This is a genomic window from Tibeticola sp. (assembly GCF_022759015.1).
GTDB lineage: Bacteria > Pseudomonadota > Gammaproteobacteria > Burkholderiales > Burkholderiaceae_C > Tibeticola > Tibeticola sediminis.
The window spans coordinates 1-14615 of the sequence record NZ_JAEMQB010000099.1; the positions used below are offsets into that span (position 1 = coordinate 1).

The following is a 14615-nucleotide window of genomic DNA, read 5'->3' on the forward strand; positions in this document are numbered from 1 at the left end:
AATCAGGCCAACCTGGATCGAGCCGTGCGCCACGGCGGCAAGGAACGAGGCCTTCACCTTGGCCGCATCATCGACCCCCGGCGGCACGCGATGCACCAGCAGGTCGAGCAGTTCCTGCGGGTTCGCCCCGGCGGGCGGGTTCTTGATCAGCTCGATGAGCTCGGCCGTCTGCTGGGCCGACAGCGGCAGGGGCGGGATGCCGAGCGCTGCGCGCTCGGCGACGTGTTCACGGTAGGCTTTCAACATGGTCTTACTCCAGGGTTTCTCAGGCGATCGAATCAAAAATGAGGGGTCGGGCGGCGCTCCAGGCGAATCAAGGCCTGCATCTCAATTCGGCGCGGCGGCTTCGAGCAAGTGCTGCGGCGGGTTCTTTTTGTAGGCCTCGGCAACCGCCATCTGACGCTCGCTCATGCATTCATCGGCCAGACGGCGGCCGTTCTTTTGATCCATCAGCATCGACTTGTTCGCCAACTGGATCCAGACGGCGCCGCGCTGCACATCCTCGAGGCGAATCGCGCCCGTGCGGCTCACCACCGGGTGCAGCCGGTAACGGTAGCCCTGCCCCTCGAGGTCGAAGTAACCGGGCTTGGCGGCATCGGCGACGAGCTTGATGCGCGCACCCAACTCACACGGGATGTTGCCGGTCTGAACCTGCTCGGCCACCGCAAGCTGCTCGGCCTGCAGCGGCTCCTCCGCTGCCGGTGCAGCGACCGCGGGGGTCTTCGCGGTGGCGGCTGGCTGCTTCGGGGCGGGGGCGTGTCTTTTCACGGCAGGCGCGCTCTTCGCCTCTTGCGGCGCGGCCCAAACCGATGGCGCCACAGCCAGACCCAGCAAAACCGCACCGCCCATCAGGCCGCGTACCCGCTTGTTGCAGATGTTCATCACCAGCTCCTTCTCTCGTGTGGCTTCGATCTCCGACGCTCAGGCGTCGAGCAAAGCCTTCATGGTAGACCCAAGCGGGCGGCCCGTGCGATGGGCGCGCTCGATCACCTGCCACCAGTAGCGGTAACTCGCCCGGTCATGCAGCACGCCGCCCACGTTCACGGGCCCCCAGTCCGCGCGCAGGGCCGCCTCGAGAACCGACTGCGCCTGCTCGACCTCGGCCGCATCGGGCGCAAAGGCCTCGACGATCGGCAACACCTGATCGGGGTGGATGCTCCACATGCGGGTGTAGCCGAACTCTCGGGCGGCGCGACGCGCTGCCTCGCGCAAAGCGGCGCGGTCGGCAATCTCGGTCACGACACCGTGCGAGGGAACCTTACCCCAGGCGTGCGCGGCCGAAGCCACCTCGAGCTTGGCGCGCACCACCAGCGGATGCGTAAACTGCCCCGTGGAAGTCATGGCCTGCGCCGGAACGGCTCCCCCGTGCGCCGAAACAAAGTCCATCAGTCCGAAGCTCAGCGACTGCACCCGGGGATGCGCGGCGATCTCGAACGCATGGTGCACGGCCCTCGGGGACTCGATCAAGACATGCAGCGGTAAATCGGCCCCACCCGCTGCGTCGATGGCGGCCACCGCCTGCGCGACGTCGTCGACGCTTTCGACCTTCGGCACCATCACATGGCAGAGCCGCTGGCCGGCTTGAGCGACGATCTGCGCCACGTCCGACGCGAAGGCAGGATGGTCGACCGCGTGGACGCGAACGGCAACGCGCGCCCCGGGCGGCGCCGTCCGCGCGAGCTCGGCCACGAGCGCCGCATGTTCGGCCTCGCCACCCACGGGCGCACCGTCTTCGCAGTCGAGCGTGACGTCCATCACGCAGGTGCCAAACGCCTGCTGCAATTCGGCCTGCAGCTGCAGGCTCTTGCGCATGCGGGCCTCGACGCCGCTGTAGTGATCGCACACCGGCAACAGCGGCGCCGACCGCGCGCCCAGCAGCACCTCGCGAGGATGGGCTTTCACGCTCGAGCGAAGAAGGGCGTGTTTCAGACGAGGTGCTTGACTGCCGCCTGCTCGTCCAGCAGTTCCTTGAGCGTGATGGCGATGCGCTCGCGGCTGAAGTCATCCATCGGCAAGCCTTCGACGACTTTGTATTCGCCGCCTTCGCAAACGACGGGCAAGCCGAACATGGTGTCTTTCGGAATGTCGTACCAGCCGTCGGACGGGATGCCCATCGTGACCCAACGCCCATTGCTGCCGAGCGCCCAATCGCGCATGTGGTCGATGGCGGCATTCGCCGCCGAGGCCGCCGACGACAGGCCACGGGCTTCGATGATCGCAGCACCGCGCTTGCCCACGGTCGGCAGGAACACCTCGCGGTTCCAGGTTTCGTCGTTGATCATCTCCTTGACGGACTGACCCTCGATGGTCGCGAACCGGTAGTCGGCGTACATGGTCGGCGAGTGGTTGCCCCAGACGCAGAGCTTTTCGATGCTGGAGACGGGCTTGCCGGTCTTGGCCGCAATTTGCGACAGCGCACGGTTGTGGTCCAGACGCAGCATGGCGGTGAAGTTCTTGCGCGGCAGATCCGGCGCGCTCTTCATCGCGATCCAAGCATTGGTATTGGCGGGGTTGCCCACCACCAGCACTTTCACGTTGCGGCTCGCCACGGCGTTGAGCGCCTTGCCCTGCGCAATGAAGATGGCGCCGTTGACGGCGAGCAATTCGGCACGCTCCATGCCCGGCCCGCGCGGACGCGAACCGACGAGCAGCGCGTAGTCCGTGTCCTTGAACGCGGTCATCGGGTCGCTGTGCGCTTCCATTCCGGCGAGCAGCGGGAAGGCGCAGTCTTCGAGCTCCATCATCACGCCTTTGAGCGCCTTCTGCGCTTTCTCGTCGGGGATTTCGAGCAGTTGCAGGATGACGGGCTGATCCTTACCGAGCATCTCACCCGATGCGATACGGAACAACAAAGCGTAGCCAATCTGGCCAGCGGCGCCGGTAACGGCCACTCGAACGGGTTTTTTGCTCATGGCGAAGACTCCAGGTCAATCAGGAAGATGAAACATTGCACGGGTTCTGCCGCCCGACGCCCCGCGCAGGTGCTGTACTGGCGAGCGGCCAGGCGCGGGCCATCGCAGGAACGGATTCAGCGTTGCCCGAGCGCGCCCACAGGGGCGGCAGTGTACCGCCGATAGGGTTGAACGTCAATTTATCTTATGTCTTATATAAGATATGATAATGGCCGTTTTCGGTCCTCCGTTCCTTCGTCTACCCTTCGTCCGTGTGCTGCCGGCACCATGCAACATCTACCCGTCACCCCGGAAGAGCCTGCCTCCGCAGCCGGCGTGGACACGCCGGCCTTCAGCCCGCTCTACCAACAGATCAAGGCACTGATTCTGCGCAGCTTGCAAGCCGGTGAATGGAAGCCGGGCGAAGCGATTCCGAGCGAGACCGAACTCGCCGGGCGTTTCCGCGTCAGCCAGGGAACGGTGCGCAAAGCCATCGACGAGCTTGCCGCCGAAAACCTGCTGGTGCGCCGCCAGGGCAAGGGCACCTTCGTCGCCACCCATTCCGAGCGCCAGGTCGAATACCGCTTCCTGCGGCTCAAGCCCGATGAGGGCGACCTCGACAGCGAAGGCCCCGCGCAGCGATCCATCCTCGACTGTCGCCGCACCCGCGCGACGGGCGATGTCGCCCGTGGGCTGGGTCTGCGCCCGGGTGACCCGGTCATCCAGGTTCGCCGCGTGCTGTCGTTCAAAGGTGTCCCGACCATCCTCGAAGACCTCTGGTTGCCGGGGGTCGCCTTCAAAGGGCTCACGGCGGACGCCCTGGCCAGCTACCCGGGTCCGACCTATGCCCTGTTCGAGGAAGAATTTGGGGTGCGCATGGTTCGCGCCGAAGAACGCATTCGCGCGGTCGCAGCCGACCCGAGTCAGGCCGAACTGCTCGGCATCGCGCCCGGCTCACCGCTCCTGAGCGTCGAGCGCACCGCCTACACCTATGGCGACCGGCCCATGGAGCTGCGCCGCGGACTCTACCGCACCGACACGCATCACTACTTCAACGAACTCCAATGAAGTCGGAACCGCCCGCCGTCGCAGGCCAAAGAAGCGCAGAATACCGGCGCGCGCCCCAGGGTCGCTCTGCGGCCGGCGCTCGCAATGGTGCAGCGCAATAGAATTCCCGTTCGCTTCCCCAACTCCCGCACCGATTCCCATAACAAACCGAGGACGTCGACCATGAGCATGACTGAAACCCGACCGCAACGACCCGAGTTCCGGAACATCAATGCCTTCAAGGACCTCACCACCTATCGGCTGCCGCCAGCCGGCTGGGTTTCCATCCTGCACCGAGTCAGCGGCGCGCTGATGTTCCTGCTGTTGCCCCTCATCATCTGGCTGTTCGATACGTCCGTCTCGTCGGAAATTTCCTTTGCGCGTTTCAAAGCCGCGTTCAACGTGGGGCTCGGTTTCGTCCCGGGCTGGTTCATGAAACTCGTGGCGCTGGCGCTGATGTGGGCGTTCATCCACCACCTGTTCGCCGGTTTGCGCCATCTCTACATGGAGGTGACGCACAAGCTCTCGAAGGAATTCGGCCGCCAATCGGCGGTCACGGTGCTCGTGCTGAGCCTTGGCCTGACGGCGGTTCTCGGCGCAAAGTTGTTTGGCTTGTATTGATCCGCGAGGAGTGAATCCATGGCTACTGTGAACTACGGCCCGAAACGACGCGTCGTCGGCGCGCACTATGGTGTAGGCGACTGGCTCGCCCAAGGAGCCACGGCCGCCGTGCTCGCCGCCTTTACCTTGGTGGTGCTCGTGCAACTGTTGTTCTCCGCCGGCCCGATCGGCTACGACACCTGGGCGGGTATTTTTGCGGCGCGCTGGATGAAGGTGCTGACCTTCTCGGTGATCGTCGCGCTGATCTGGCACGCCTGGATCGGTGTGCGCAACATCTGGATGGACTATGCCAAGCCCACCTCGGTGCGGCTGGTGCTGCAGGTCTTCACGCTCGTGTGGCTGTTGGGCTGCGCGGGTTGGGCGATCGAAGTGCTCTGGCGCCTGTAAGCCATCGATTCTGAAAGACGAGAGACCATGAGTTACACGAAAAAAGACATCGCCCGTCGTCGCTTCGACGTCGTCATCGTGGGCGCCGGTGGCTCCGGCATGCGTGCGTCGCTGCAACTGGCGCAAGCGGGCCTGAACGTCGCTGTTCTGTCCAAGGTTTTCCCGACCCGCTCGCACACGGTGGCGGCGCAAGGCGGCATTGGGGCGAGCCTTGGCAACATGTCCGAAGACAACTGGCACTACCACTTCTACGACACGATCAAGGGCTCGGACTGGCTCGGTGACCAGGACGCGATCGAATTCATGTGCCGCGAAGCACCCAAAGTGGTGTACGAGCTCGAGCACATGGGTATGCCGTTCGACCGCAACCCGGACGGCACCATCTATCAGCGGCCGTTTGGCGGACACACCGCGAATTACGGTGAAAAGCCGGTGCAGCGCGCCTGCGCGGCGGCGGACCGCACGGGCCATGCGATGTTGCATACGCTCTACCAGCAAAACGTCCGCGCCCGAACCCAGTTCTTCGTCGAATGGATGGCGCTGGACCTGATCCGCGACGCCGAGGGCGATGTGGTCGGCGTGACCGCGCTGGAGATGGAAACCGGCGACCTCTACATCCTCGAAGCCAAGACGGTCTTGCTGGCCACCGGCGGCGCGGGCCGCATCTTCGCGGCCAGCACCAACGCTTTCATCAACACGGGCGACGGCCTGGGCCTGGCCGCACGGGCCGACATTCCGCTGCAAGACATGGAGTTCTGGCAGTTCCACCCGACCGGCGTCGCCGGCGCCGGTGTGCTGCTGACCGAAGGCTGCCGCGGCGAGGGCGCGATTTTGCTCAACAGCAACGGCGAGCGCTTCATGGAGCGCTACGCGCCCACGCTCAAGGACCTCGCGCCGCGTGACTTCGTCTCGCGCTGCATGGACCAGGAAATCAAGGAAGGCCGGGGCTGCGGTCCGAACAAGGACTACATCCTGCTCAAGCTCGACCACCTGGGCGCCGAGACGATTCACAAGCGGCTGCCCTCGGTCTATGAGATTGGCGTCAATTTCGCCAACGTCGACATCACGCGCGAGCCGATTCCCGTCGTGCCGACCATCCACTACCAGATGGGCGGCATTCCGACCAACATCCACGGCCAGGTCGTGGTCCCCGACGCGCAGGGCCACAATGTGCCGGTCCGGGGCCTTTACGCGGTCGGCGAGTGCTCGTGCGTGAGCGTGCACGGCGCCAACCGCCTGGGCACCAACTCGCTGCTCGACCTGCTGGTGTTCGGCCGCTCCGCGGGCAACCACATCGTCGAGTTCGTTCGCAGCTTCGGTGAACACAAGCCGCTGCCGGCGGATGCTGCAGACGCCACGCTCGAGCGCGTCAACCGCCTCGAAGACGCCACTTCGGGCGAGTATGCGCAAGATGTGGCCAATGAACTGCGCGCCACGATGCAACAGCATGCCGGCGTGTTCCGCACCCAAAAGAGCATGGACGAGGGCGTGGTCAAGGTCGCCGAGTTGCGCAAGCGCGTGGCGGCCATCGGGCTCAAGGACAAATCGCGCGTCTTCAACACCGCGCGCATCGAGGCGCTCGAGGTCGAGAACCTCATCGAAGCCGCACAAGCCACGATGGTATCGGCCGCGGCCCGCCACGAATGCCGGGGTGCGCACACCGTCAAAGACTACGAGCGCCCCGCCGACGACCCGGTCGCGCCGTTGGGCCGCGACGACGCGAACTGGCTCAAGCACACGCTGTGGCACCGCGCCACCAACAGCCTGAGCTACAAGCCCGTCAACCTCAAACCGCTGACGGTGGAATCGATTCCACCGAAAGTCCGCACGTTCTGAGCCGTCCGAACCGGAGCCCCATCATGGAAAAACGCACGTTCAAGATCTATCGCTACGACCCGGACAAGGACGCCAAGCCCTACATGCAGACGCTCGAGGTCGAACTCGACGGACACGAGCGCATGCTGCTCGACGTCCTCATGAAACTCAAGGCCATCGACCCGACGCTTTCGTTCCGCCGCTCCTGCCGTGAAGGTGTCTGCGGCTCGGACGCGATGAACATCAACGGGAAGAACGGCTTGGCCTGCCTGACCAACATGCGCACGCTGCCGCAGACCATCGTGTTGAAGCCGCTGCCCGGCCTGCCGGTGGTTCGCGACCTGATCGTGGACATGACGCTGTTCTTCAAACAGTACCACTCGATCAAGCCGTATCTGATCAACGACTCGATTCCGCCCGAAAAAGAGCGGCTGCAAAGCCCCGAGGAGCGCGAGGAGCTCAACGGCCTCTACGAGTGCATCCTCTGCGCCAGCTGCTCGACGAGCTGCCCGAGCTTCTGGTGGAACCCCGACAAGTTCGTCGGGCCCGCGGGTCTGCTGCAGGCCTATCGCTTCCTGGCCGACAGCCGCGACGAGGCCACGGCCGAGCGCCTCGACAACCTCGAGGATCCGTACCGTCTGTTCCGCTGCCACACCATCATGAACTGCGTCGACGTCTGCCCCAAGGGTTTGAACCCCACGCTGGCGATCGGCAAGATCAAGGAAATGATGGTCCAGCGCACCGTCTGACGACGCAGGGCGACACCGCTTGGAAACCGATCGCTTCCTCGAAGCCGGAGCCGACGACGAAGTCGTCAGCGAACGGGACTTGAGCCGGCTGCGGTGGCGATGCCGTCGCGGCCTGCTCGAAAACGACCTCTTCATCGAGCGGTTTTTCCAGCGTTACGAACGGCACCTGACCTACGCGCAAGCCCGCGGCCTCTACGCCTTGATGGCTTTGGCAGACAACGATCTGCTCGATCTGCTGCTGGCCCGGCGCGAACCCGGGTCCGAGTGGGTCGGGCGGGATGCCGAAGCGGTGCGGCTCGTCCTGGCCCAGCTTCGTGAGCCCCCATCACCCACCCTGGCCTGACCGATTTCCCAAACCACTCTCCTCGAGACCATGATGAAACTCTCCGACACCAAAGCCACGCTCTCGTTCTCCAACGGCAGCCCGAGCGTCGACCTGCCGGTCTACCAGGGTACGCTGGGCCCGGATGTGATCGACATCCGCAAGCTCTACGCGCAAACGGGCATGTTCACCTACGACCCGGGTTTTCTCTCAACCGCATCGTGCCAGTCGGCCATCACCTACATCGACGGCGACAAGGGTGAACTGCTGTATCGCGGCTACCCGATCGAGCAACTGGCCACGCAGTGTGACTATCTCGATACCTGCTATCTGCTGCTCAACGGGGAATTGCCCAACGCCAACGAACGCGATGAATTCCACAAGCTCATCATCAACCACACGATGGTGCATGAGCAGATGCAGTTCTTCCTGCGCGGCTTCCGTCGGGACGCGCACCCGATGGCGGTGCTCACGGGCTTGGTGGGTGCGCTTTCGGCCTTCTATCACGACAGCACCGACATCCACAACGCGGAACACCGCAAGATCGCGGCGATTCGCCTGATCGCAAAGATGCCCACTTTGGTCGCCATGGCCTACAAGTACGGCATCGGCCAGCCCTACATGTATCCGCGCAACGACCTGTCCTACGCGGGCAACTTCCTGCGCATGATGTTTGGCACGCCCTGCGAGGAATACAAAGTCAACCCGGTGCTCGAGCGCGCGCTCGACCGCATCTTCATCCTGCATGCCGACCACGAGCAAAACGCTTCGACCTCGACCGTGCGGTTGTGCGGCAGCTCGGGCACCAACCCCTACGCCGCGATTGCAGCCGGTGTGGCCTGCCTCTGGGGCCCGGCGCACGGCGGCGCCAACGAGGCCTGCCTGAACATGCTCGAAGAAATCCAGGCCATGGGCGGCGTCGCCAAAGTGGGCGAATTCATGGAGAAGGTCAAGGACAAGAGCTCGGGCGTCAAGCTCATGGGCTTTGGCCACCGCGTCTACAAGAACTACGACCCGCGCGCCAAGCTGATGCAAGAAACCTGCAACGAGGTTCTGTCCGAGCTGGGTCTCGAGAACGATCCGCTGTTCAAGCTCGCCAAGGAACTCGAAAAGATCGCCCTCGAGGACGACTATTTCGTGCAGCGCAAGCTCTACCCGAACGTCGACTTCTATTCGGGCATCGTGCAGCGCGCGATCGGCATTCCGGTGAGCCTCTTCACCGGCATCTTCGCGCTCGCGCGGACCGTGGGCTGGATCGCCCAGCTCAACGAGATGCTCGCCGACCCAGAGTACAAGATTGGCCGTCCGCGCCAGCTCTACACGGGTGCGGCGCGCCGCGACGTCAAGCCGCTCGATCAGCGCTGAGCACCGCCGCCGCGTGCCGCTCGTCCCTGCGGGCGGGCCGCGGCAGCCGCGCCGGTCACCGCCCACCCGCTCACCGCGGGCGGGCGGTGCCGTTTTGAGAAGTCACTTTTTGATAGCGTTACCTTGTGGTTTGACGCCGGGATTTCAGGGAAATTACCAAAAATTTCGCGCCTCGGGCCGTCCGGACGCCGGTCGAGAGACGCCGGCGGCATTGACAGCGGCACCAACAGCGGTACCGACAGCCCTGCCCGATTAAAATCCGTCGTTCATCCCGCCACCGCAGCGCAGCACATCCTTCCATGACCCAGGCCGCACGCACGCTTTACGACAAGCTCTGGGACGAGCATGTCGTCCACACCGAGGAAGACGGCACCGCCATCCTCTACATCGACCGTCACCTCGTCCATGAAGTGACCAGCCCGCAGGCCTTCGAGGGCCTGCGCGAGGCGGGCCGCAAGGTCTGGCGCGTGAGTTCCGTCGTCGCCACGGCCGACCACAACACGCCCACGACGGGGTGGGAACTCGGTTACGACGGCATCACCGACCCGATCAGCAAAGAACAGATCCTCACGCTCGACGCCAACATCCGCGCGGTTGGCGCCGCGGCTTATTTCCCCTTCCTCAGCAAACGCCAAGGCATCGTCCACGTCATCGGCCCGGAGAACGGTGCCACGCTGCCCGGCATGACGGTGGTGTGCGGCGATTCGCACACCTCGACTCATGGCGCCTTCGGTGCGCTGGCCCACGGGATCGGCACGAGCGAGGTCGAGCATGTACTGGCCACGCAGACCTTGCTCGCCAAGAAGGCCAAAAACATGCTGATTCGGGTCGAGGGCGCCTTGCAACCGGGCGTCACGGCCAAGGATATCGTGCTCGCCATCATCGGGCGCATCGGTACGGCCGGCGGGACCGGCTACACCATCGAGTTCGCCGGCAGCGCCATCCGCGCGCTCTCCATGGAAGGCCGCATGACGGTGTGCAACATGGCGATCGAAGCGGGCGCACGCGCGGGACTCGTGGCGGTCGACGACAAGACCATCGAATACGTGCGCGGCCGGCTGCTCGCGCCGGGCACCGACACCGCCAGCGGCCGCTTCGTCGGTGGCCCCGAATGGGACCAGGCGGTGCGCTACTGGCGCACCCTGCACAGCGACCCCGGCGCCCATTTCGATGCGGTCGTCGAAATCGACGCCGCTCAAATCGTTCCTCAAGTGACCTGGGGCACCTCGCCCGAGATGGTCACCGGCATCGACGGCCGCGTTCCCGACCCCGACCGCGAGCGCGACCCGACCAAGCGCGCGGCCATCGAGCGCGCCTTGACCTACATGGGTCTCGAGCCGGGTAAGCCGATGACCGACATCGCCGTCGACAAGGTGTTCATCGGTTCCTGCACCAACAGCCGCATCGAGGACTTGCGCGAGGCCGCCGCGGTCGTGAAGCGGCTGGGACAGAAGGTGGCACGCCATGTGAAGCTCGCCATGGTCGTTCCGGGTTCGGGCCTGGTGAAAGAACAGGCTGAGCGCGAGGGCCTGCATGAAATCTTCCGGGCCGCGGGCTTCGACTGGCGCGAGCCGGGCTGCTCGATGTGTCTGGCCATGAACGCCGACCGACTCGAGCCCGGCGAGCGCTGCGCCAGCACCAGCAACCGCAACTTCGAAGGACGTCAGGGCGCGGGTGGCCGCACCCATCTCGTCTCACCCGCGATGGCCGCAGCCGCAGCCGTCCACGGGCATTTCGTCGATGTCCGGCCCTACGCCGGATGAATTTCGGAGGCCGTCCATGAAATCTTCGCTGCTCACTGGCGTGGTCCTGATGCTGGCTCTGGCTCTTGCCGGTTGCAACACCATCAAAGGCGTCGGCCAAGACGTTCAAAAAGCGGGCGCGGCCATCGAGAAGGCCGTGAAGTAAGCGCCTTCATGGCGCCTAAACCGAACGAACAACATGCAGAAATTCACCGTGCACCAAGGGATCGTGGCCCCGATGGACCGCGAGAACGTCGACACCGACGCCATCATTCCCAAACAGTTCCTCAAGTCCATCCATAAAACCGGATTTGGGCCGCACCTGTTCGACGAATGGCGCTATCTCGACCCCGGCTACCCCGGCAAGGACCCTGCCACGCGCCGGCCCAACCCGGATTTCGTGCTGAACCAGCCGCGTTACGCGGGGGCCTCGATCCTGCTCGCACGCAAGAACTTCGGCTGCGGATCGAGCCGCGAGCACGCGCCCTGGGCACTCGAGCAATACGGCTTTCGGGCGCTGATCGCACCCAGCTTCGCCGATATCTTCTTCAACAACTGCTTCAAGAACGGCCTGCTGCCCATCACGCTGAGTGAGGCCACGGTCGACCAGCTGTTTGACGAGGTCGCGGCGTTTCCGGGCTATGCGCTCACCATCGACCTCGAGCGGCAGGTGATCGTCAAGCCGCAGGGCGAAGAAGTCCCGTTCGAAGTCAACGCCTTCCGCAAGTACTGCCTGCTCAACGGCCTCGATGATATCGGCCTGACCCTGCGTCACAAGGACAAGATCGCCGCCTTCGAGGCCGAACGCCTGGCCCGCATGCCCTGGCTCGCCCGCAGCTTGCCGCTCTGATGGGTTCGGCAGGACTCGGTTCGGCCCTTTTTGAGATTTTTTGGCCGATTGCCGGCGAAAAACAAGCGTTTCTAGCTCCTTTTCTGATAGCAAAATGAAAATCGCAGTTCTTCCCGGTGACGGCATCGGCACCGAAATCGTCGCCGAAGCGGTGAAGGTCCTCCAAGCGCTCGCGCTGCCCCTCGAGCTGGAGTACGCTCCTGTGGGCGGAGCCGCCTTCGAGACCAGCGGCCATCCGCTGCCCGAAGCCACGCTGAAACTCGCGCGCGAAGCCGACGCCGTGCTCTTCGGTGCCGTGGGCGACTGGAAGTACGACACGCTCGAGCGCGCGCTGCGCCCCGAGCAAGCCATTCTCGGCCTGCGCAAGCACCTCGGCCTGTTCGCCAACTTCCGCCCGGCCATCTGCTACGAACAACTGGTCGGCGCCTCCAGCCTCAAGCCCGAACTGGTCGCGGGGCTGGACATCCTCATCATCCGCGAGCTCACCGGCGACATTTACTTCGGCCAGCCGCGCGGCCGCCGCGTCGCGACCGACGGGCACTTCCCCGGCGCCGAGGAAGCTTTCGACACCATGCGCTACAGCCGCCCGGAGATCGAGCGCATCGCCCATGTGGCGTTCCAGGCCGCGCGCAAGCGCAACAAAAAAGTCACCAGCGTCGACAAGGCCAACGTGCTCGAGACCTTCCAGCTCTGGAAGGACGTGGTCACGGAAGTCGGCCAGCAATACCCGGATGTGACGCTCGAGCACATGTATGTCGACAACGCCGCGATGCAGCTCGTCAAAGCGCCGAAGAAATTCGATGTCATCGTCACCGGCAATATGTTTGGCGACATCCTCTCCGACGAAGCCTCGATGCTCACTGGCTCGATCGGCATGCTGCCCTCGGCCAGCCTGAACGCGAAGAGCCAGGGCCTGTACGAGCCCAGCCACGGCAGCGCCCCGGACATCGCAGGGCAAGGCATCGCGAACCCGCTGGCGACCATCCTGAGCGCGGCCATGATGCTGCGCTTCTCGCTCAACCAGCCCGAAGCCGCCGAGCGCATCGAGACGGCCGTGCAAAAGGTCCTGGCGCAGGGCTTGCGCACCCCCGACATCTGGAGCGCAGGCACGACCCAGGTCGGCACGGCGCAAATGGGCGATGCGGTGGTCCGAGCACTCGGCTGAGGTCTGCCGGCGGCTTTGTCAGCTGGCGTCAAGCCGCGCCTCGCTACAATCTTGCCTTATGTTTGCCACCAGCCCGTTCGACCCGAACATCGCATCCGCCGCCATGGCCGATGGGGCTGCGCGCGCATACACCATCAAAACCACGACCATTCAGGGCTGATCCAGCCGGGTTCGTCGTGCGCCCTTCCCGGCCAGACGAGCCGGGCAAAAACAGCCGGGTCTGGAACTGTTTTTCAACCCAGATTGTTCATGAGGACGAGCGAAGCTAGCGCGGCGGTTTGCGAGTGGATTCGCGCACGGGGGAAGAGCCAATAGCCAAGCCTATTGGCGACGAGCACGGGCGCGAAGACGCCGCAAAGCGACCGCCAGGGCGCGCGTAGGCCCGCAGGGCCGCCTTATGGACAATCTGGGTTTAACTTGAAAGGGCGTTTCAAATGAGCAAGTTGGTTGGTCTGGTCGGCTGGCGAGGCATGGTCGGCTCGGTGTTGATGGATCGCATGGTTGAAGAGAAGGACTTCGACCTGATCGAGCCGCTGTTCTTCTCCACCTCCAACGCCGGCGGTGCCGCCCCGGCGATGGCGAAGAACGAAACCCGACTGCAGGATGCGTTCGACCTCGAAGCCCTGCGGCGCTGCGACATCATCATCACCGCGCAAGGCGGCGACTACACCAAAGAAATCTTCCCCAAACTGCGCGCGGCGGGCTGGCAAGGTCACTGGATCGATGCGGCGAGCACGCTGCGCATGGCCGAGGACGCGGTCATCATCCTCGACCCGGTCAACCGCGACGTCATCGACCGCGCGCTCGCGGCCGGCGGTCGCAACTGGATCGGCGGCAACTGCACCGTCAGCCTGATGCTGATGGCCATGGGCGGCCTGTTCAAGGCAGACCTCGTCGAGTGGGTCAGCGCCATGACCTACCAGGCGGCCTCGGGCGCCGGTGCGCAAAACATGCGCGAACTGTTGCAGCAAATGGGCGCCTTGCATGACGCCGTCAAGAACGAACTCGCCGATCCGGCCTCGGCCATCCTGGAGATTGACCGCAAGGTCGCTGCGACCCTGCGCTCGCCCGACTTCCCGACCCAACACTTCCGCAACGTTCCCCTGGCGGGCAGCCTGATTCCGTGGATCGACGTACCCGTCGAGCACGGCCAGAGCAAAGAAGAGTGGAAAGGCGGCGCCGAATGCAACAAGATCCTCGGCAAGCCCGCGTTCCGCAGCCCGGGCAGCATTCCCATCGACGGCCTGTGCGTGCGCATCGGCGCGATGCGCTGCCACTCGCAAGGGCTCACGGTCAAGCTGAAGAAGGACGTGCCGCTGGCCGAGATCGAAGCCCTGCTCGCGGGCGCCAACGATTGGGTCAAGGTGGTGCCCAACGAACGCGAGGCGACCGAGCGAGAACTCACCCCCGCCGCCGTCACCGGCACCCTCACCGTGCCGGTGGGCCGCCTGCACAAGCTCGCCATGGGGCCGGAGTACCTCGGCGCCTTCACCGTGGGCGACCAACTGCTTTGGGGCGCGGCCGAACCGCTGCGCCGCATGCTGCGCATCCTGCTGCAAGCCTGAGCCGGGGCAGCCGGTGCGGCGCTTGGTCTGGGCGCGCGGTGCCGTTGACCGTGTCCGGCGCCCACTCCTGCGTTGTCGACAGGCAACACCCAGGCG

At 64.7% G+C, this 14615-nt stretch carries 16 protein-coding genes; 12 read left to right on the top strand and 4 right to left on the bottom strand.

The window, feature by feature from the left end; translation table 11 throughout:
- The 4 genes from JHC36_RS06010 to JHC36_RS06025 form a co-directional block, all read right to left on the bottom strand.
- Positions 1-246 (bottom strand): aconitate B (locus tag JHC36_RS06010; protein ID WP_287917075.1); only part of this gene is annotated, 246 nt, incomplete at its 3' end.
- An 81-nt stretch (positions 247-327) separates the two neighbouring features.
- Positions 328-882: a hypothetical protein gene (locus tag JHC36_RS06015; protein WP_287917077.1), complete on the bottom strand. Its 555-nt coding sequence runs from the start codon at positions 880-882 to the stop codon at positions 328-330.
- A 39-nt stretch (positions 883-921) separates the two neighbouring features.
- Positions 922-1902 (bottom strand): HpcH/HpaI aldolase/citrate lyase family protein, encoded by a 981-nt coding sequence (locus tag JHC36_RS06020; protein WP_287917079.1) that lies wholly within the window; start codon positions 1900-1902, stop codon positions 922-924.
- Positions 1903-1925: 23 nt separating this feature from the next.
- A complete protein-coding gene (locus JHC36_RS06025) occupies positions 1926-2912 on the bottom strand; it encodes a malate dehydrogenase (protein WP_287917081.1) in 987 nt (328 codons plus the stop codon).
- A 267-nt stretch (positions 2913-3179) separates the two neighbouring features.
- Here JHC36_RS06025 and JHC36_RS06030 point away from each other — a divergent pair, with 267 nt between their 5' ends.
- The 12 genes from JHC36_RS06030 (at position 3180) to asd (ending at position 14519) form a co-directional block, all read left to right on the top strand.
- Positions 3180-3959, top strand: a complete 780-nt coding sequence (locus JHC36_RS06030; protein ID WP_287917083.1) for a GntR family transcriptional regulator — start codon at positions 3180-3182, stop codon at positions 3957-3959.
- A 168-nt stretch (positions 3960-4127) separates the two neighbouring features.
- Positions 4128-4559: a succinate dehydrogenase, cytochrome b556 subunit gene (gene sdhC, locus JHC36_RS06035; protein ID WP_124224073.1), complete on the top strand. Its 432-nt coding sequence runs from the start codon at positions 4128-4130 to the stop codon at positions 4557-4559.
- 18 nt (positions 4560-4577) lie between these two features.
- The gene (gene sdhD, locus JHC36_RS06040) at positions 4578-4946 is read left to right on the top strand and encodes a succinate dehydrogenase, hydrophobic membrane anchor protein (RefSeq protein WP_287917086.1); all 369 of its coding nucleotides are present in this window, start codon (positions 4578-4580) and stop codon (positions 4944-4946) included.
- Positions 4947-4973: 27 nt separating this feature from the next.
- Entirely contained in the window at positions 4974-6782 is a 1809-nt protein-coding gene (sdhA, locus tag JHC36_RS06045) for a succinate dehydrogenase flavoprotein subunit (protein WP_287917089.1), read from the top strand.
- A 23-nt stretch (positions 6783-6805) separates the two neighbouring features.
- Positions 6806-7510, top strand: coding sequence for a succinate dehydrogenase iron-sulfur subunit (locus JHC36_RS06050; protein WP_124224047.1), 705 nt, complete (start codon positions 6806-6808; stop codon positions 7508-7510).
- 19 nt (positions 7511-7529) lie between these two features.
- On the top strand, positions 7530-7853 hold the full coding sequence (locus tag JHC36_RS06055) for an FAD assembly factor SdhE (protein WP_287917092.1): 324 nt from the start codon (positions 7530-7532) through the stop codon (positions 7851-7853).
- 33 nt (positions 7854-7886) lie between these two features.
- The gene (locus JHC36_RS06060; RefSeq protein WP_124224072.1) at positions 7887-9197 is read left to right on the top strand and encodes a citrate synthase; all 1311 of its coding nucleotides are present in this window, start codon (positions 7887-7889) and stop codon (positions 9195-9197) included.
- A gap of 299 nt (positions 9198-9496) precedes the next feature.
- The gene (gene leuC / locus JHC36_RS06065; protein ID WP_287917095.1) at positions 9497-10960 is read left to right on the top strand and encodes a 3-isopropylmalate dehydratase large subunit; all 1464 of its coding nucleotides are present in this window, start codon (positions 9497-9499) and stop codon (positions 10958-10960) included.
- A 16-nt stretch (positions 10961-10976) separates the two neighbouring features.
- A complete protein-coding gene (locus JHC36_RS06070; protein WP_124224043.1) occupies positions 10977-11105 on the top strand; it encodes an entericidin A/B family lipoprotein in 129 nt (42 codons plus the stop codon).
- A gap of 33 nt (positions 11106-11138) precedes the next feature.
- Positions 11139-11789 carry a 3-isopropylmalate dehydratase small subunit gene (gene leuD, locus JHC36_RS06075; RefSeq protein WP_124224042.1) on the top strand — a complete coding sequence of 217 codons (651 nt, stop codon included), beginning with the start codon at positions 11139-11141 and terminating at the stop codon, positions 11787-11789.
- A 94-nt stretch (positions 11790-11883) separates the two neighbouring features.
- Positions 11884-12954 carry a 3-isopropylmalate dehydrogenase gene (gene leuB, locus JHC36_RS06080; RefSeq protein ID WP_287917098.1) on the top strand — a complete coding sequence of 357 codons (1071 nt, stop codon included), beginning with the start codon at positions 11884-11886 and terminating at the stop codon, positions 12952-12954.
- A 434-nt stretch (positions 12955-13388) separates the two neighbouring features.
- The gene (asd, locus tag JHC36_RS06085; protein WP_287917100.1) at positions 13389-14519 is read left to right on the top strand and encodes an aspartate-semialdehyde dehydrogenase; all 1131 of its coding nucleotides are present in this window, start codon (positions 13389-13391) and stop codon (positions 14517-14519) included.
- Positions 14520-14615 lie beyond the last annotated feature (96 nt).